Here is a 19695-nt window from a genome sequence, read left to right as displayed (position 1 = left end):
TATGTAAAAAGTGGTATTTTTTCTTAAGAAGAAATACGCACTTTATACGAACCACTTTTAAACATAGCGTACAATTTGGCGTAGATTTGTTGAAATTTATAGTTGATATAAGAGTTTTCTTCAAGAACGTCGGGCTTTTAGAAAAACTTCTACCAAAACATGAGATTGTTTTTTCACTGGAGTTAAAACCAATAACTAAGCGGGGGATTTTTATTTCATTTTGACTATACATTTGAGTGGGTTATAAAGACTTTACAGAAATCTTATGTTGAGTGTAAAGAGGTTTAAGACGAGGTCTTGACCAAAGGGAGTTATAAAGACCGTGGGTAGAGGACCCACGGCTGTTGACTTGTAACGATTACAGATGTAAAGCTTCACCAATCTTCATTACCTTTCCATTACCAGGCTCGACTTGCTTTGCAAAAGCAGCTGCATCTTGTTCAATAACGGGGAAAGTATTGTAATGAATTGGCACAACTGTTTTAGCCCCCACCCATTTCGCAGCAATGAGAGCGTCTTCTGGACCCATCGTAAAATTATCCCCAATTGGAATAAATGCTAGCTCTATATCGTTCATTTCACCAATTAATTTTAAATCAGAGAAAAGTCCTGTATCTCCAGCATGGTAAATGGTTTTTCCTTCAACAGTAAGTAATATACCAGCGGGCATTCCAGTATAAACAATGGAGCCATCTTCTTCTGTATAAGCTGACCCGTGGAAGGCTTGTGTAAACTTTACCGTACCGAAATCAAAGCTATTTTTCCCACCGATATGCATTGGATGCACTTGCAAACCTTTTATTCCTAAAAATTCAGCTAATTCATTTGGCGCAATAACCATTGCATTTGTTCGCTTAGCAATCGAAATCGTATCACCCACATGATCGTTATGACCATGTGTTAATAAAATGTAATCTGGAGAAACGGTTTCAGCATCTAAATCACATGCCTCATTTCCTGAAATGAATGGGTCAATCAATATGTTGTGCTCATCGGTTTCAACTTGTACAACAGAATGACCATGATAAGATATTTTCACAACAACCTCTCCTTTCAAGTATTTTGATTCATTATAGCAAACCTGTCTATATGTTTTATACCCTAAGGGATTATATTTTACACATTTGAACTGGAGCTTTTGTTAGGTAACTAAGTGTGACCTAAAGTAAATTAAAACAGCTTCCTATCCGATAAATTTTTCTTTGAGCAATAATTTTTAGTAAAACTTGGCTTGTCGCCAAGCTTTTATTTTTCCTAGACGTTAAACCAAAAATTCTTATCCTTTCTAATAGAGAACATTTTGTGACACGTTACATTCTCCATTCATTTCACACCTTTCTTAAAACCATCTTTGTTATAATAGTACACAAACAATAAAGGAGTGTTATAATCATGGAACAAAGAGTCGAAACACTTTTACACCATATGGATCAGCAGCATATGGAAAGTATTTTAATCACGTCACCAGCAAATGTATATTACATAACGAATTACTTTACTGACCCACATGAACGTCTAGTTGCTGTATATTTACGTAAGCATGATGACCCTATTCTCGTCCTTCCTGCAATGGAGGAAGCAGATGCTAAAAACGCAGGTTGGAAACACTCTATTATTTCGTATCAAGATCACGAAAACCCTTGGGAAATGTTATCTAAAGTAATAAAGCAAAACGAAACTATTCCGAAAACAATTGGTGTGGAGTTTAATCATTTTACATTAGACCGTCAAACTATGCTGCAACAGATTTTACCACAAACAGAAATTAGACAAGCTGAAGCGTTATTAGCTCAATTAAGGCTTATTAAAAACGAATATGAATACAAAAGGCTTAAAACAGCAGCAGAACTTGCCGATTTTGGTATAAAAACAGGGGTTGAGGCAATAAAGGAAGGGATAACGGAATTAGAAATTGTCGCTAAAATTGAATTTGAACTAAAAAAACAAGGTGTGCAAGCGATGTCGTTTTCCACGATCGTTCTATCAGGTACAAAAACAGCCTCTCCTCATGGGAACCCATCGTTGAAAAAAATAACTAAAGGTGATTTGGTTTTATTTGACTTAGGCGTTGTATATGAAGGTTATTGTTCTGATATTACAAGAACAGTTGCCTTTAAATCGATTACCAAGGAACAAGATCGTATCTATAACAATGTGTTACATGCACAACAAAAAACGATAGAAACAGCAAAAGCAGGTGTTGCTGTAGGGAAATTAGATCAAGTCGCACGAAACGAAATAAACTCAAATGGATATGGGGACTATTTCACACATCGAATTGGGCACGGTTTAGGTATTCAAACTCACGAATATCCATCTATGCATAGTGATAACACGTTACCATTGCAGGAAAATATGTGCTTTACTGTTGAGCCAGGAATCTACGTACCTAATATTGGAGGTGTACGGATAGAAGATATGCTGTTTATCAAAGAAAGTGATCCAAAAGTTTTAACGCAATTTCCAAAGGAATTAATAATTGTTGATTAGTTAATTGAAAAATGATCGAAAGTGTAGCAATGAATGTAACAAGAAGCAGCGGTGGGTAGCCACGCTGCTTTTTTATTGTCCAGGAAATTATAAAATGGATAAAGAAATCACCAAATAGTCACGTCTAGCTCCATCGCCTAGCAACTAGGCGACTTCACGAAATCATCCTAAGCTAAGGCATCATCGGTTCGTCGCTAAGAGGAAGGCCGACTAAAAACAGGCGCCCCGCGACTTTGGTCTTTGATAAAAACCAAGAAACCTTATTTATGTTGGGTTCATATATTATTACAACTCAAGTAATGTGTGTGGGTCGACATAGTTCATTTCATGAGCATTTGCGACACCTTGATGAGTTACAATTCCTTTCCATGTATTTACCCCTTTTAAGAGTGATTCGTTATTTTGAAAAGCGGTCTCGACTCCAAAGTTAGCCAATTGCAAAGCATATGGCACAGTGACATTCGTCAACCCAATAGTAGACGTTCTAGGAACAGCTCCTGGCATATTAGCTACCGAGTAATGTAAGACACCATGCTTCGTATAAGTTGGGTCATCATGCGTAGTCACATGATCACTCGTCTCAAATATTCCTCCTTGATCAATAGCTACATCTACAATGACAGACCCATCAGACATATTTTGTACCATTTCTTCCGTTACTAATTTTGGTGCTTTCGCTCCAGGGATTAGCACGGCTCCTATGACAAGATCCGACTCAGCTAAAGCAAGACTTATATTCATTGGATTCGACATCATCGTATTAATCGAGAAACCAAAAATATCATCAAGCTGTCGTAAACGTTCTGGATTTAAATCAATTAGAGTTACATCTGCTCCTAAACCGACAGCTATTTTGGCCGCGTTTGTTCCAACAACTCCACCACCAATAATAGTGATTTTGGCACGTCTGACGCCAGGAATTCCGCTTAACAGAATACCTTTTCCACCTTTTGTTTTCTCTAGAAACTGAGCGCCGATTTGTGAAGCCATCTTCCCAGCTACTTCACTCATAGGTGTTAAAAGCGGCAATGTATTATTTGGTAATTGCACTGTCTCATAAGCAATTGCAGTTACTTTTTTATTAACTAGTTCCTTCGTTAATTCTGCTTCTGCAGCTAAATGCAAATATGTAAATAAAATTTGACCTTCATAAAAATAACTATATTCTTCTGGTAAAGGCTCTTTTACTTTCATTACCATTTCTTGTGACCATGCTTCTTTCGGGCTTGAAACAATGGTAGCCCCAGCATTTACGTATTGCTCATCAGAAAAACCTGAGCCTAAACCTGCATTTGTTTCCATGAAAATTTGATGACCAGCCTTTGTTAATGTTAATACACCAGACGGAGCCATGGCCACCCTATTTTCATTGTTTTTTATCTCTTTTGGTACTCCGATATTCATTTTGTAAATACCTCCTTCATAAATATAATTCATTTATAATCTAACAGTATCAAATATTTAAAAAAATAGGAAGTAGAAAGAAACTGAAACATACATTTTTTTGAAAAAATTTCCTAACAGCTTATGAAAATGTTTAAAATGGGGATAAGTGATCATTAACAATTGGAATGAAGGGGATAGGAAGAAAAATTATGATGAACGACCGTTTCTTTGCCTACAGGAAAAGAGACTCACTAGTCTTTAACGGAAAACCGTAGCGACGAGAGTCTCTATTAAGAAGAATTAATTTTTTCGATTATTAAAAGTATAGATCCCCTTATTATTATGCAGTTGTTCCACAACCCCACTTTGATAGCTTTCATTTAACTGATTTCGAACTGCCTCTACACCTTTTTCATCTGTAAACAATTTCTTAGAACCATGATTTTGCTGATTATTTTTCGCCAAATATATCCCTCTTTCACTGAATAGAGATTGTAGCAAAAGCGAAATTGCTTTTGAACTTACTTATAGTATTGCCTTGATATGTAGCGATATTATAATATTATTTTAACAAAAACACCATAAATTGATTGTTGTAAAAGTAAAATGGGTATATAGTGGAAATAGGAAGGGGAGATGAAAAGTGGAATATAAAAATATTGTTGTTGCTGTAGATGGATCTGAAGCATCTGAAAAAGCATTTAAGAAATCACTCGCTATCGCCAAAAGGAATAACGATGCAAGGCTCATTCTAGCACATGTTGTTGATTCTCGAACATTTGCTACTGCAGAAGCATACGATCGTACTTTAGCAGAAAGAGCAGATGAGTATGCAAAAGAGCTACTAGATACTTATGTTGATAACGCTAAAGGAGCGGGAGTGGACGATTTAGTACGTTGTGTGGAATATGGATCTCCGAAAGTAAAAATCGCAAAAGATATTGCCAAACAATTTGAAGCAGATTTAATTATTTGTGGAGCAACAGGTATGAACGCGGTAGAAAGATTTTTAATTGGAAGCGTATCCGAAAACATTACTCGTTACGCTACATGTGACGTTCTTGTCGTTCGATAAAGGCTTTAACCGTACACAGCGCTTCCGTTAGCGAAGCGCTGTCTGAACTGTTTTTACTATAGCAACAAGTTTTTAAAAAGGTTTTGTCATGGCTAAACCACGCAAAACCTTTTTAATTAAATTGATTCTGTTAGTCGAACTGTATCCCTTGCAATCATTACTTCTTCATTTGTAGGAATAATGATTACTTTTACAGGGGAATGAGGATAATTAACAAATTGTTCTTTTCCTCGTGTGTTATTCAATGTAGGGTCCCAGTATACACCCATAAACTCTAAGCCGCGTAAAACTTTTTCTCGAATTAATACACTGTTTTCTCCAACACCAGCTGTGAAAATGATGGCATCGACGCCACTCATTTTAGCTGCATAAGAACCTAAGTATTTATGGATACGTTCAGCAAATACATCTAATGCTAGCTTAGCTCTAGTATCCTCTTCAGCCTTTTGCTCAATGTCCCTTAAATCACTAGAAAAACCAGATAGAGCTAACATACCACTTTCTTTATTTAGCACATGAACGACTTCTGAAGCTGATTTCCCTGTTTTTTCCATAATATATGGTATAAGTGCTGGATCAATGTCTCCAGAGCGAGTCCCCATTGTTAAACCAGCTAGTGGTGTGAATCCCATTGACGTATCAAGTGATTTTCCACCTTGAATAGCAGCGATACTAGACCCATTTCCTAAGTGACAAGAGATTAACCTTAAATTTTCAAGTGGCGCACCTAACAATTCTGCTGCACGCTGGGAAACGTATTTATGCGATGTTCCATGGAAACCATATTTACGAATACCATAATCTTCATAATAATTATATGGCAAACTATATAAGTAAGATGAAGGCGGCATTGTTTGATGAAATGCAGTATCAAACACAGCAACCATAGGCACTTCTGGCAAGATATGGCGAAATGCATGAATGCCTGTTAAATGTGCTGGATTGTGCAAAGGAGCCAATTCAGAAATTTCTTCAATTCCTTGAATAACATGTTCAGTTATTAACACAGAATCGCTAAATTTTTCTCCTCCATGAACAATACGATGACCTACTGCATTAATTTGATCAAGTGACGTAATGACGCCTGATTTTTTCAAACCTTCTAATAATTTCCTTACAGCTTCTTCATGATTAGGAATATCACCTACGAATTTCTCTTTTTTCTCTTGTGCTTTCATTTCAAAGATAGCTTCATGAAGACCAATTCTTTCTACAAGCCCTTTAGCAAGAACCGTTTCTTCTGGCATTTTTATTAGTTGGAATTTCAAAGATGAACTACCGGCATTAATAGCCAATACGTTACTCATTGCTGTTCAACTCCTCTTTTTATACGTTTGGAACCAATTATTTATTTGACCTAAAATATCTCCCATTGCATTGGTATTTGAAAAAGAAGGCATTTTCACCAATAATGGTTGTTTAGGAGTGGTGGTATGGTGACCTTTTTTTTGTAAAATTAAAATACTCTTTTTTTGTTTATCTGTTTGGAATGCTGTATCAGGTAAACCTAGTAGTCCTACAATATGTGCATGTTCATGTAAAAATTTCTTTAATTGATCTGCTTGATCACTTTCAAACAAAAACTCAGGAATAACAAATAAAAGATATGCTCCATCTACAGTATATTTAAGACTTTGCTCCATAAATAAATGATGTGCATAGGAATGTCCTTCTTTTGCTTGTAATTCAAAGCGTGACGCCTGCATGTCGTCAGGATAATAGCCCACTGGTAAATCTGCTACAACTAAATCAACCGGGTCTAGTAAAAAAGGTTGCAAACTATCTTGGTGAAAAAATTCAATTTGCTGCTTTTGTAGATTGGCATTCCATACACCTAGTTGAATTAATGTTGGATCGACTTCACTTGCATACGCTTCTTTATCTTGAGGAAGTTGGCTATACACAGTTGTCAACAAGTTTCCAGTACCGCTTGCTGGATCAAAAATACGAATTGATTTTTGCCCTTCCATTAGTTTGTTGCTTAGATAAGCAATAATTAAAGCAATTGTTTCAGGAGTCATCATATGCTGTGCTTGAATTGAGCCTTTCATTCCTTTTAATATTGCTAGCTGATTTGCCTTTCTAATCTCTTCAACTGTATAGTCAGCTATGGATGTGGTTTGTAATAATGTTTCCAGCTTATGAGTTAGTTGTTCGTCATGATTTATCGTAGGTGTGCAGTGAAAAATACATTCTTGTGCATATATCAAGCTGTCTAAATAAGTTTCATTCACATATTCTTGGATAGTTGTAGTAATCTCATCTATCCAACTATAAAGTGTCTCTACATTTGATTTTGAATTCTTCATTCATTGCAGCCTCCATTCGGTTGCTATAAAGCGTCATCTATTGTATCAAAAGGATTAAATGAATACAATGAATTGTGCTTTCACCCGATTGGACAGTAAAAATCCCCCTCCCAATGGAGAGAGATGTTAAATTGCTTTTTTCGCAGCCTCCAGAGCAGCTTCATAATCTGGATGATTGCTCACTTCACTCACATATTCGACGTATTGAACTTTGTCGTTACGATCGATGATAAAAATAGCTCGCGTCAGTAAGCGTAATTCTTTTATAAGAACTCCGTATTGATGACCAAAATTTGCATTACGGTGGTCGGATAACATTTCTAATTTATCGATATTATGCTCGGTTACCCAACGCTTTTGTGCAAAAGGCAAATCCATACTCACTGTTAGTACTTGAACGTTACCTATTGCGGATGCTTCTTCATTAAACCGCTTTGTTTGATCAGCACATACACCAGTATCAATCGAAGGAACAACACTGATTAGCTTTATTTTTCCCTTGTAATCATCCAACGTTGCATCTTGTAAATCAGTCGTCAATACCCTGAAATTTGGTGCTTGATCACCAACTTGCACCTCTGTACCTAACAGGGTAACTGGTTTATGTTGGAATGTCACATTTGCCATAAGAATCATTCCTTCCTAAATAATTGTATTCCCCTACTATTATGAATTGATTCATGATCCATGTCCACTATTTTACGAGGAATAATTTGTGAACAAAATAACAACCGCTTTCATTTTTGTTTACTTGCATTCAACTTTGTTTCGTCTATTCTGTGTAAAAACCACTCCAATTGCCATTTTATAGGAAAATAATAATTTTCCTTTTTACAGAATCACCCCAAAAGAAAGTAATCCTTGCTCCTAAATCAAACATCATATTGCGTCGGAGCTTGTTTATCTTTTTTTTCGGTATCTTTCTTCGATGACTGTTTTTTATCAGCAGATTGAATAATCTCTTGTACTTTTTCGACAACTTGAGGAGCAAAATGCAACATTTTTTCATAAATATGTGTTTGCTCATCCAAATGCACCATCTTAATTCCTTGATTACTTGCGATTAAAAAGGCTACAGGTGTAATGGATACACCACCTCCACTACCACCGCCAAAAGGCAATGTCGCTTCACTGTCTGATGAAAGGTTACTTGTTGATTGAAATTCGCTGCCGCCTGCTGCAAAACCAAACCCAACCTTAGATACAGGAATAATTATACTACCGTCTGGAGATTGTACAGGATTACCTATAATGGTATTTGCCTCCACCATATCCTTTAAGTTTTCCATTGCTGTTGTCATTAAACCTTGTATTGGATGATCTTCCATATACTTTACACTCCTTTAACTTTGCTTTGTTTGCATATCTACTATTCGTAACACTTGTATAAAACTAGTTATAGCTTGTGTGATTTTAATGGATACCATACAAGAAAAATACACCTCTAAATATCTTTGTTGAAATAAAGGTTGCACTTGCAAGTCTGATTTGCAACTTTGCTTACTTTTCCCCATAATCCAGCTAGTTATGACACCTTTAATTCCCCAAACGAAACCAGAAAGTGTGCCTGTTACAGCAGCATCTCCTGTCCCTCCTTTCGTATACCATTGCCATTGCTGAATAACTATATGTTGTAAAGTAGCTTTGGCTATGGCATTGATCTCTTTTAGAAGACGATACATTTTTTGTAACTGGTCAGATAAAGAATCAAAAGAACGCTCTTCATACGTTTCCAGTTGCTGAAGTTGAATTGTCTTATTTACTATTTGAATAAAAAGCCAACTTATTTTTATATGTAACATAAATTGTGTTGAAGAATATTCAATGCGAATACTCATCTTCCAATTAATTGAACAAATCATGATCATAGTTATTAACAAAATAAATAAAACCCAAAATGTAATCCACACGCTTTTCACCCCATTACAAGGTATTATTCTACTGCAATTCTATTTTTATCCAAAATTAACTACAAACGGTATTTATTTTTAAAACTTTTGATAAACATGGTAGAATGAAGTGAAACAATCTTTCATATTAAAACGACATAGAAGCTTACATAGACGGAGGGTATAATAGGATGGAACGAAATAACTTGTTTTTTTACTACTTAAATCCAACCGGTATAGAAGAAAAGATAGCAACTCTTCATCATGCCGCAATTGAAAACGGTTTTAAAGTTGTAGAAGATGCTAAACACGCAAATATAATTGTGAGTATCGGTGGCGATGGTGCTTTTCTGCAGGCAGCTAGAAAAACACAATACCGCCAAGATTGCATTTATATTGGAATTAATCGCTCAGGAGAATCCAGTTTATATTGTGATTTTCATTTGGACAATTTTGATAAAATGATGCATACTATGCAGCATGAAGAACTTGAAATACGACGTTTTCCTATTATTAAAGCAAATATTAACGATGAAACTAGCTTCTTTTGCCTTAACGAACTAAGTGTTCGCTCTACCATTATTAAGTCCATTGTGATGGATGTATTCATTGATGAGCAACATTTTGAAACATTTCGCGGAGATGGTTTAATTGTTGCTACTCCTACTGGGAGTACAGGATATAATAAATCTACAAATGGTGCTGTTATAGACCCTCGCATTCCTTGTTTCCAAGTAACAGAACTGGCATCCATTAACAATAACCATTATCGTACACTTGGTTCTTCTTTTATACTTAACAAAGACAGAACTTTACGTTTGTCTGTGCGTCAAGATGGAAATGATTACCCAATTATTGGCCTTGATAATGAAGCATATTCCATTAAAAACATTCAGGATATCACTGTTACTTTAAGCGACAAAGTTGTAAAAACTGTAAAATTAAAGAATAACTCTTTCTGGGATCGTGTCAAACGAACCTTTCTGTAAGTTAGTTTATACCCTGCTTCTTCTACGCATTGCGAAATTTAGTTTTTAAAGCAAATAAAAGGACTACCCTTTAACGGATAGTCCTCTTCTACCATACATATTATTTTAGTAAGTTTGTTGACCACCAAATTGTTGCTCTGCCATTTGTACTAGACGTTTCGTAATTTCCCCACCAACAGATCCGTTAGAGCGAGAAGTTGAATCCGGTCCTAATTGAACACCAAATTCTTGAGCAATTTCATACTTCATTTGATCTAGAGCTTGTTGTACACCAGGGACTACTAATTGATTTGAATTGTTAGTTGCCATATTAAATCACCTCCTTGGTACTTATAGAATGTGTACCAAGAAGAAAATCCATTCATAATTTTGTTTGGTAGTTACTGTAAATAATTGAATAGATGTTACATAAAAATAACCCAAACACAACAAAGTACCATAAGACCTTTCACAAGAAGATGCCACGTCTAACTAAACAGCGTATATTCCACTAAAAATTCTTAGAATAAGTGGCCAGAAACAAAAACATCACCGACAAAACGTCAATTATGTCAAGCCATTCATTTTGTCTTAAAATAAATCAACGTAAGCATTTTCGTTAGAAGTAATTTTAATTGTCTCCACTTCCATTATAGCGTCATCCATTAACTTCGTGAAATCTGCTTTTGCTTCAAAATGGTTAGCTTTATCTCTTTTTGGTTTGGTTTTTGGAGATTTTGGCACAAAGACCGTACAGCAATCTTCATAAGGGAGAATGGAGGTCTCATATGTGCCAATTCTTTTAGCTATGTCAATAATTTCTGTTTTATCCATTGCAACCAATGGCCTCAGTATAGGCAAGTTTGTAACTTCATTAATAACATGCATGCTTTCCATCGTTTGACTAGCAACTTGACCTAAATTTTCTCCTGTAGTTAAGGATAAAATGGAATGATCTTGACAAATTTTTTCACTAATTTGCATCATTACTCGACGCATAATCGTCATTGCATAACCATCGGGCACTTGCCGAAATATTTCCTGTTGTAACTTCGTAAATGGCACCAGATGAACTTGAATAGATTTCCCAAAATGTGTCAATTGTTTAGCCAAATCAAGCACTTTTTGCTTTGCTCGCTCGCTCGTAAATGGCGGGGAATGGAAGTGTATAGCCTCCAATTGAACACCTCGTTTCATTGCTAGATAACCAGCTACAGGACTATCAATTCCGCCGGATAATAGCAATAACGATTTACCCGAAGTGCCAACTGGTAACCCACCAGCTCCTTGGACAACACTGGACGTAATATACGTTGCTTCATGGCGAATTTCAATTTTAATTTCTATATCTGGGTGATGAACATCTACTGTAATACCATTTGTATTCAATAACAAATATCGTCCTACTACATGGTTAAATTCTTGCGATCGGACTGGAAAGGCTTTGTTTATGCGCTTTACTGTCACTTTAAATGTCTTAGCAGCAGTATTTTTCTTTAGTGCATATAACGCTGCTACTTTAATATTTTCAGGTTCATTTTCTTCTTTAATGGCCAAGCTTAAACTCTGAATACCAAAAATATATTTACACTTCGCTATGATCGGTTCTGGATCATGACCATTTAATAAAATAAACATTCTTCCTTGCGTGCGTTTTACCTTTACATTTTTATAATCCTGCAACTTACTTTGAATATTCTCTTGTAAACGAAGAACAAATGCTTTCATATTTTTTCCTTTTAAAGCCATTTCTCCGTAACGAATTAATATATGATCGTATTGCATAATATATCTACCCCAGTACATTTTTTAATTGCTGTATACTCTTGCTTAATATATTAATAAATCTTTGTAACTCTTCCATTGTATTCATATAGGAAAGGCTAATACGAAGTGCAGATGTTGCCCTTGACTTAGGTAAACCGCAACCTATAAGAATCCTACTTTCCTCGGATTGCTTAGAAGAACAAGCGGACTTTGTTGAAATATAAATACCATGATTGGCTAGTGTGTGAATGAGAACCTCTGGCTTTATATCAGGAACAGAAAAATTGATAATGTGTGGTGCTGCATGTAACGGTGTATTAATAAAAACATCCGGCAGTTCCTCTAGCTCCTTACGAATGTATTGTTGCATTTGTATTAGGTCGTCTCTTTGATTTTTTTCTTTTTCCAAAATCAATCGTAATGCTTTTATGAATGAAACTGCTCCTGGCAGGTTTTCTGTTCCAGAACGTATTCCTTGTTCCTGAGACCCTCCATGAAATAATGGATAGAGTGTGGTTCGATCTTTCACATATAAAATACCAGTTCCTTTTAAACCATGAATTTTATGGCCTGACATTGTACACAGATCTATTCCACTATCTGTGAGAGTCAAAGGCACTTTGCCTAACCCCTGCACATAGTCAACATGGAAGAATAATTTTGGATAATGTTCGGCAATTTTTGCAATTCCCTCAATAGGTTGTATCGATCCAATCTCGCTATTTACGTGCATGATACTTATTAAAATTGTGTCATCTTGAATGGCCGCCTGTAAATCATTTAAATTAATAACACCCTCTTGATTAACAGGTAAATAGGTGACATCAAAACCTAATGTTTCTAGGCCTTTGCACGCCTCGTATACAGATGCATGCTCAATAGCAGTTGTAATTATATGCTTTCCTCTATGCTGATGTTCAAAAGCAATTCCTTTAATTGCAAGATTATTCCCTTCCGTTCCACCAGAAGTAAATACAATTTCGGAAGGAGCAACTTCTAATAACTTAGCTGCCTCGCCTTTTGCTTGATGCAACAACTTCTCCGATTCTCCCCCTAGTGAATGGATAGAGGAAGGATTCGCAAAAAAATTCATGGACACTTTTTCATAGCTTTTTAACACAGATGCTTCTGGTTTAGTAGTTGCACTATTATCTAAATAAATCATTTTCTATATTGCCATACCTCTCTTTTTTTATGTTTCATACCCAAGTTAAAACGTGTTACAAAAAACTTGGCTTGTCGCTAAATTTTTATGGCGACAAGCCATGTTATCTATGGATAAATATAAAAACAAAGGTTTATAGTAAGAAAAACTACAGCTTTTGGCGATAACTCAAGTTCTTCTAATTACCTATTTTAAAGTAAAAAAAGGATACCATCGAATGCATATCCTTTTTCCATACGACCTTGTATATACTTATTCCTCAACAGCAGATTGGTAAGCCTCAATGCGCTTTAGGGCTCCCGGCTCTACCTCTTCAATTGCTTTAGCCGCATTCTCAAGTGCTAATTCATATTCATAATTCCTAAATAAACGCTCCGACTCCGCCAATTTTTCCGCTAACAGCGGGTATTGGCTCCGGTATCGGTTCGCATATTGAATGACCTGCTCAGTCAAATAGGCTTGTTCTAACATCAATTCTGTTTGTTCTACACAATAGGTCACAGCGTTTTTCGCATCATTTAATGCTTGTTGCACTTCTGCCATCTCTAAAGGCTGATTTTCTAATGCTTTTACAACACGTTGATTTTTATCATTAGCTGTTTCTATAAGATTCCAAATAAATGTAGGAACTCCAGGAACATTACTCTTTTTAAGCTTTCGTTGTACAGAATACAACTCATTCCGCATTTCTGTCAACATTTCCTTAGCCTCTAGCTCATCTTTGCGTAGATTTTGAATTCGTTTTTTGAATGCTTTATGGCTTTCTTTTAATGTCTCAATTTCTTCAAGTGCTTCTTCTATTTCTTTACGAAGCTTTGTATGCGGCGATTTTTCTTCTTCCATATCAGAGACGACTGTTTCCATTTGTGAATTTAATTTCGAAATTAATTTTTCCAAAGATATATATTTTTCCATATCACTATCTTCAAAATAATAAGCCTTTTGTAGCTGCTCTACCTCTTGCTTTGTGTCATTAAAAGTAGCTGTAACTTCTTGCATCGTTTGTTGATAAGTGGGTAATTTTGTTTCCACATAATTTTTAGCAATTGCCTCTTTTTCCAATAATTGATACATTTCTTTGGAACGTGTTTCGATCTCTTCAATTAATGTCTCGCCATTAGCCATGTCACCTTTATCCAGTTTATCCACGATCTGTGTAAGCTTTTGCTGATAGTTGCGAATTTCTTTTTCAAACGCAAGGTGCTCAACGCGGTACCCTTCACTTTTCATTTCCTTAATTCCCGAAAGTAGATCATCTAATTGAGAAGGAAGCTCTTGTTTACACATTTTATATACATGTGGAAATTCCTCAAGCTGTATTTGCAAATGATCAAGAGAAAGTTTTAGATTATCAACCAATTGTTTTGCCTCTATGTAATTCCCTTCTTCTATTAGTTCATAGTAAGAAGCAAGCTCTTTAAACAGTTCATCTAATTTTGTTTCAAAATAACTCTCTGCTTTCCCATATTGATAACGATTTTGCGATAGTTTCTTCCGCAAATCTTTTAGCGCTGGTTCAACATATTCCATTTCTTTTCGACTCTCTGCCTCAGAATTGAGTAACTCATCCACTTCTTTAATAATTTGTTCAATTTCCATTTCTACTTTTTGAAGTATTTTTTCCACTTCTACTAAAGTTTTTTTTGCTTTTGAAAAGCGATAACGGTCTGCCGCTTCCTCCGCATCAAACAAATGCTCCTCAATATCTGTTAATTCCTTTGTAACAATATGTTCCCAACGCTCTTTCCACGCCTCAAACTTATCTTGCGTTTCTCCAGATAAGTTAAGTATTTTTATACGGGAGAGCTCGGCATTGATGTTTCGACCCATGATATCCATTTTCCAAGCTTCATTGCGATCGACAACATCATATACCCTTTTACGTAAAATTAGTCCTGTAATAACAAGTGCGATAACTACAAGTATAATGCCAATGATGTATGCCATAAAATGCCTCCCAACTAAATCTCCTAAGAACCTATTCCTAATTTTTCAATTACAACGCTTCGATAATCAAAACGGTGCGCCTTCTGTATTTAATTGAAACCGCTACTCACGCGGTGTCAAGGTATCACGTAACTCTTATATATAACAAACATTCTCTTAAACCAGGGAAGTTGGAAATACACACAACTTTCGACTGTAGTTCGTATAGGTATATTTATAATAACAAAATTAGAGAATGGTTTTTTAACATTATATTCAGCGAATCATAATAAATCTACCTATTATAATACCATGTTCCACGTACCTTTTGCTAAAAAAATACAAATTAATTGCATAATCGTTAAAAATATTACGTTTGATAAACAAAAATAACCCCTAGCAAGTATTTCTCTCATTATACAATCAGTAAACCTTATACGAGATAACTTTATTTGGCTATCAAACCTATCCTTTATACATAATTTTTTTGCTTCATAACTAAACAATCAAGCCAGTCATGAATTGTTTTCACATAATTCCGAACAAAGATTTGGTGCGAGTATTCTCCAATTATTTGATGTTTCCATTCATTCGGCATCATATATGGTGTTACTAACATACCTTTCAATTGCATAAACAAATAGGTTCGATCATTAATTGATGTCCGTTGCTCATCTAGCACTCCGTAAAACGCTTGAGTCAATAGATGATTTTCCTTCGCTAAGTATGTAACAGAAATTTCTCTTACAAAAACGGAATCTAATGACAACTCTCTGTGGATAAAACAAGAGAATTGATGCTTTGTTTGTTTATACTGTATAATAAAAAAAATTAATTCTTTTAATTGATGCAATTTGTTTAGATGTTGATTCTGTTCAATGGTAGCTTCTACTGTTTCAAGGTATTTTTCATAATAGTCTGTAACAGCGAATTCAAGTAAACCTTGTTTTCCTTTGAAATAATAGCTGATTAAGGATACATTGACTCTTGCTTTATCTGCAATATCACGTACAGATGTACCATGAAACCCTTTTTGAAAAAAGAGTTCAGTAGCCGCTTCAATAACCTTTTGTTTCGAGGGATTCATTTTCATCTTATTCAACTCCTTATATCAACTTTACGACAAACGGAATCACTTATCCTGCATTTTTTACTCGACAAAAATAACACCTTTGTCGAAATCAACTTTAATAAAGGGGACGTTTTTTATGTTTCAAACTATTTATTATTCGGGAGATAAACAGAGAGATTATGATTTGTTAATTCGACAGCTTCAAGCGTTAAGCGATGGTGAACAAGATGAAATAGCCATTCTTTCTAATACATCTGCGCTTTTAAACCAATTTCTAGATAACACAAACTGGGTTGGATTTTATATTTGGAAAGAAGAAGAAAATGAATTAGTACTAGGACCTTTTCAAGGTTTACCAGCTTGTATTCGAATTGGTTATGGAAAAGGCGTTTGTGGTACAGCTATTGCGGAAAAAAAGACGCAACTTCTTGCAGATGTCCACCAATTCCCTGGTCATATTGCTTGCGACGGGGACACTAATTCGGAAATAGTCGTACCTATTATACTAGATGATAAAATATTTGGCGTGCTAGATATTGATAGCCCTATACATGATCGATTTGATGAAACAGATCGAATTTATTTGGAGAAATTCGTTCAAACGTTGCAGTACTATTTAAAAATGTCTGAGACGACTTATTAGAAAAATCTTGGCTTACCGCCAACGCTCTATAGCGGAAGCTGTAGTTTTTTACACTGTCATAGGGTGGGGCTTGCACCATTTTTTTCAAGTTAAGTACTTCTTTTATTACACCTACCCTCTTACAACACTATTTTTACCTCTATGCTTTGCCTTGTAAAGTGCACGATCTGCACGAACAAATAACTCACTAATAGAATCATTGCAGTTGTTTTTCCAAGTAGACACACCACAAGATAGCGTTACCGGCGGATCCGTATTATTTTCCACATAGTTGCAAATTTCTTCTGCCAATACTACCGCTTCGTTAATTTCCTTATCCGGTGTGTAAATCGCTAACTCTTCCCCACCCCATCTCGCTGGGATTGCGTGATGATTCGAAAATTGCCGAATAATTTTCGCTACTTGTTTTAACACATTATCACCAATATGGTGTCCATATGTATCGTTTACTTTCTTAAAATCATCAATATCAAAAAGAATTAAAGAACCATTTCGTGTTATTTGTCGCTGTTGACTAATTTTTCCTTCTAAGTAATTCCTCGAATAAAGTTTCGTTAAATCATCTGTAATCACTGCTTTTTGAAGTTCTTCTTTTAAAATAGTGTTAAAGAACGCTAAAGAACAATGCTGAATAAGTGATTGCATAAATTTAAACATCTCAAAGGAAAAGAAATAAGAAGAAGAATGCATAAGTACTACCATGCCATAAACTTTTACTCCTTGCTGCAAAGGAATACATATTAAAGAGCGATATGGCAAATCAGGAAAGGCATTGTAATTTCCATGAAAGGTTGCTCGCATCTCTTGCTCCATTAAAAACGTAGTAAAGCTATCAGAACCATGAAAATAATCTGTGCTTGCTTGTAAAATTGTCATCTCTCCAGTTTCTGTATAAAAAATAAAGCCAATTTCCTGCGCTTCACATATTTCTAGAATGGTGTCTCGTATGTACTCCGCAATATCCTTCAAATCTAAGTTGGAATTAAGGTGATGCGTGACGTCATTAATTAATTTTAATTCTGAAATGAGTCGTTTGTTATGCTCCATTAGACTAGCATTTTCAATTGCCTTCCCTGCCGTTTTCGCTACATTAGTCACAAATAAAATATCTTGGTTTGAAAAATTATGCCCACCTTTCCCAAATAATTGAATGACACCATAAACGCCTTGGTTTCCTGTTAACGGCAAGAAAATGCTGGATACAGTTTCTAATTGTTTTTCAACTTGCACCTCTCCAGATATAAATGCCTTGGTACTCAAACTTACTGACTGTTTATCATTATATTCAATTGGCTCTATTGGATAATCAACATCTATTTCCGTGTCTTGTGATAACAATAACTGAATTTTATTGGTGGGATAAAAGTGCTTGAACGCATGCAATATTATTTCTACGATGGTTGATTTCTGTTTTTGCACAAACAAAGTAACCGTTAAATGGTAAAGGAATTGATATTGTGTTCTTTCATTCATTTGTCCTTGCATCAAATCCAACATATTTATAACTTCAGAACGTATAAAAGAACGAATGGAAGCTTGCATAGGCTTCCTTGTTGTAATTAATAACAAATAATCCTCCGTTATCTGTATCGGGTATCCCTTTTCATTTGTTCGTTCGTAAAGCTTTTGCTCTTCTATTGTCATCTTCTCAGGAGTAGCATACGTACTGTTTTTTAGCTGGTGTAAAAGAAGGCGTTTGTAGTAGGTACCATGCCATTGATAAACAGCTACAACATAAACATCATTTAAAGCATATATTTGATTTACAATGAATGATAAGTGGTCCATACGCTTGCAATCCCATATACTACAGAGTAATTCATTATATGCATGTTGTAGATGATCCCTTACATGTTGTAAATCCATTATTCTCACCATCTTAATAAAATGTTTTAAAATCCCAAAGCATGCCAAGACACATTCAGATCAGATACTTGAAATAACACTTGACTGTACATCATTTTGTTATCTCTATTATAAACTATATAGGACTTTTTTCCTACAATAAAACACAATATTTAATTCACCTCAAATAGTTGACTTATAAACAAAAAAACTATATACTATTCGTTGTGTAAAATAATAAAGTAGCCTTAGTGATCTGGCACCTGTTGTCATGTTGTTCCTCCATATAAAGAGGTGTATCGCGTAACTCTTAGCTGCTGGAGCGATGGTACATGAAAACATCATGAGCAAGTGAATAGAACACGCTCTTTTATTTTATACAAATAAAAGAAAAAGGAGGAAATGTCTTATGGCTCGATATACTGGACCAGTATGGAAAAAATCACGTCGTCTTGGCATTTCATTAACAGGAACTGGTAAGGAATTAGATAAACGTCCTTACGCACCAGGTCAACATGGACCGAATCAACGTAAGAAAATGTCTGAATATGGTTTACAGCAACAAGAAAAGCAAAAGCTTCGTTTTATGTATGGTTTAAATGAACGTCAATTCCGTACATTGTTTAACAAAGCAGGAAAAATGAAAGGTGTTCACGGTGAGAATTTCATGCTATTACTTGATTCTCGTCTTGATAACTTAGTTTACCGCTTAGGTTTTGCTCGTACACGCAGACAAGCTCGCCAGCTTGTTAACCATGGTCATATTACAGTTGATGGTTCTCGCGTAGATATTCCATCTTACATGGTCAAACCTGGCCAAGTTATTGGTTTACGTGAAAAATCTAAAAACCTAGATATCGTAAAAGAAGCAATTGAAGTAAACAACTTTGTTCCTGATTACTTATCACTTGATGAGGAAAAGTTAGAAGGAACATTCACACGCTATGCAGAGCGTGAAGAGTTACCAGCAGAAATTAACGAATCCTTAATCGTTGAATTCTACTCTCGTTAATCTTTGTAGTTTGCAAGATAACACACAATCCCTTGAAATGTTGTTATATCAACGTTTCAGGGGTTTTTAATTCTAACATTTTTGACTTGTAATGTCTTTATTCTCTATCTATTGATCAAAAGTATATTTTGTACCTGCACCATAACCA

The 19695-nt window shown here is 35.4% G+C and carries 19 protein-coding genes; 5 read left to right on the top strand and 14 right to left on the bottom strand.

Going from position 1 to position 19695, the window contains the following annotated elements:
• Positions 1-358: 358 nt before the first annotated feature.
• On the bottom strand, positions 359-1039 hold the full coding sequence (locus tag B2C77_RS08770; RefSeq protein ID WP_077703278.1) for a metal-dependent hydrolase: 681 nt from the start codon (positions 1037-1039) through the stop codon (positions 359-361).
• Positions 1040-1392: 353 nt separating this feature from the next.
• On the opposite strand from B2C77_RS08770, the gene B2C77_RS08765 reads away from it, so the two are divergent.
• On the top strand, positions 1393-2490 hold the full coding sequence (locus tag B2C77_RS08765) for a M24 family metallopeptidase (protein WP_077703277.1): 1098 nt from the start codon (positions 1393-1395) through the stop codon (positions 2488-2490).
• 285 nt (positions 2491-2775) lie between these two features.
• Here the strand turns inward: B2C77_RS08765 and ald are convergent, their stop codons facing one another.
• The gene (gene ald, locus B2C77_RS08760; protein WP_077703276.1) at positions 2776-3894 is read right to left on the bottom strand and encodes an alanine dehydrogenase; all 1119 of its coding nucleotides are present in this window, start codon (positions 3892-3894) and stop codon (positions 2776-2778) included.
• A 282-nt stretch (positions 3895-4176) separates the two neighbouring features.
• The gene (locus B2C77_RS21620) at positions 4177-4341 is read right to left on the bottom strand and encodes a hypothetical protein (RefSeq protein ID WP_164085509.1); all 165 of its coding nucleotides are present in this window, start codon (positions 4339-4341) and stop codon (positions 4177-4179) included.
• Between the two features lie 178 nt (positions 4342-4519).
• Here B2C77_RS21620 and B2C77_RS08755 point away from each other — a divergent pair, with 178 nt between their 5' ends.
• Positions 4520-4951 carry a universal stress protein gene (locus B2C77_RS08755; RefSeq protein WP_077703275.1) on the top strand — a complete coding sequence of 144 codons (432 nt, stop codon included), beginning with the start codon at positions 4520-4522 and terminating at the stop codon, positions 4949-4951.
• A gap of 116 nt (positions 4952-5067) precedes the next feature.
• On the opposite strand, the gene B2C77_RS08750 is transcribed toward B2C77_RS08755, so the two are convergent.
• From B2C77_RS08750 to B2C77_RS08730, 5 genes are all read right to left on the bottom strand, one after another.
• Complete coding sequence (locus B2C77_RS08750) at positions 5068-6258, bottom strand: acetate kinase (protein ID WP_077703274.1); 1191 nt, start codon at positions 6256-6258, stop codon at positions 5068-5070.
• Positions 6259-6264: 6 nt separating this feature from the next.
• Positions 6265-7260 carry a class I SAM-dependent methyltransferase gene (locus B2C77_RS08745; protein WP_077703273.1) on the bottom strand — a complete coding sequence of 332 codons (996 nt, stop codon included), beginning with the start codon at positions 7258-7260 and terminating at the stop codon, positions 6265-6267.
• A 126-nt stretch (positions 7261-7386) separates the two neighbouring features.
• Entirely contained in the window at positions 7387-7887 is a 501-nt protein-coding gene (gene tpx / locus B2C77_RS08740; RefSeq protein ID WP_077703272.1) for a thiol peroxidase, read from the bottom strand.
• A 245-nt stretch (positions 7888-8132) separates the two neighbouring features.
• A complete protein-coding gene (ytfJ, locus tag B2C77_RS08735; RefSeq protein ID WP_077703271.1) occupies positions 8133-8588 on the bottom strand; it encodes a GerW family sporulation protein in 456 nt (151 codons plus the stop codon).
• A 15-nt stretch (positions 8589-8603) separates the two neighbouring features.
• On the bottom strand, positions 8604-9170 hold the full coding sequence (locus B2C77_RS08730) for a DUF2953 domain-containing protein (protein WP_077703270.1): 567 nt from the start codon (positions 9168-9170) through the stop codon (positions 8604-8606).
• 170 nt (positions 9171-9340) lie between these two features.
• Here B2C77_RS08730 and B2C77_RS08725 point away from each other — a divergent pair, with 170 nt between their 5' ends.
• On the top strand, positions 9341-10138 hold the full coding sequence (locus tag B2C77_RS08725) for an NAD kinase (RefSeq protein ID WP_077703269.1): 798 nt from the start codon (positions 9341-9343) through the stop codon (positions 10136-10138).
• A gap of 105 nt (positions 10139-10243) precedes the next feature.
• On the opposite strand, the gene B2C77_RS08720 is transcribed toward B2C77_RS08725, so the two are convergent.
• The 5 genes from B2C77_RS08720 to refZ all read right to left on the bottom strand — a co-directional run bounded on the left by B2C77_RS08720 (position 10244) and on the right by refZ (position 16068).
• The gene (locus tag B2C77_RS08720; protein WP_073010034.1) at positions 10244-10447 is read right to left on the bottom strand and encodes an alpha/beta-type small acid-soluble spore protein; all 204 of its coding nucleotides are present in this window, start codon (positions 10445-10447) and stop codon (positions 10244-10246) included.
• A 261-nt stretch (positions 10448-10708) separates the two neighbouring features.
• The gene (thiI, locus tag B2C77_RS08715) at positions 10709-11902 is read right to left on the bottom strand and encodes a tRNA uracil 4-sulfurtransferase ThiI (protein WP_077703268.1); all 1194 of its coding nucleotides are present in this window, start codon (positions 11900-11902) and stop codon (positions 10709-10711) included.
• 7 nt (positions 11903-11909) lie between these two features.
• Positions 11910-13049, bottom strand: a complete 1140-nt coding sequence (locus tag B2C77_RS08710; RefSeq protein WP_077703267.1) for a cysteine desulfurase family protein — start codon at positions 13047-13049, stop codon at positions 11910-11912.
• A 252-nt stretch (positions 13050-13301) separates the two neighbouring features.
• Positions 13302-14996, bottom strand: coding sequence for a septation ring formation regulator EzrA (gene ezrA / locus B2C77_RS08705; RefSeq protein ID WP_077703266.1), 1695 nt, complete (start codon positions 14994-14996; stop codon positions 13302-13304).
• A gap of 451 nt (positions 14997-15447) precedes the next feature.
• Positions 15448-16068, bottom strand: coding sequence for a forespore capture DNA-binding protein RefZ (gene refZ / locus B2C77_RS08700; RefSeq protein WP_077703265.1), 621 nt, complete (start codon positions 16066-16068; stop codon positions 15448-15450).
• A 115-nt stretch (positions 16069-16183) separates the two neighbouring features.
• On the opposite strand from refZ, the gene B2C77_RS08695 reads away from it, so the two are divergent.
• On the top strand, positions 16184-16690 hold the full coding sequence (locus tag B2C77_RS08695) for a GAF domain-containing protein (RefSeq protein ID WP_077703264.1): 507 nt from the start codon (positions 16184-16186) through the stop codon (positions 16688-16690).
• Between the two features lie 111 nt (positions 16691-16801).
• Here the strand turns inward: B2C77_RS08695 and B2C77_RS08690 are convergent, their stop codons facing one another.
• Positions 16802-18556: a sensor domain-containing diguanylate cyclase gene (locus B2C77_RS08690; protein ID WP_176087300.1), complete on the bottom strand. Its 1755-nt coding sequence runs from the start codon at positions 18554-18556 to the stop codon at positions 16802-16804.
• A 388-nt stretch (positions 18557-18944) separates the two neighbouring features.
• Here B2C77_RS08690 and rpsD point away from each other — a divergent pair, with 388 nt between their 5' ends.
• Complete coding sequence (rpsD, locus tag B2C77_RS08685) at positions 18945-19547, top strand: 30S ribosomal protein S4 (protein WP_050353389.1); 603 nt, start codon at positions 18945-18947, stop codon at positions 19545-19547.
• Positions 19548-19695 lie beyond the last annotated feature (148 nt).

The sequence above is a fragment of the Virgibacillus dokdonensis genome, from assembly GCF_900166595.1.
Taxonomy (GTDB): domain Bacteria; phylum Bacillota; class Bacilli; order Bacillales; family Amphibacillaceae; genus Virgibacillus; species Virgibacillus dokdonensis.
This window is presented reverse-complemented; position numbering and strand designations above follow the sequence as displayed.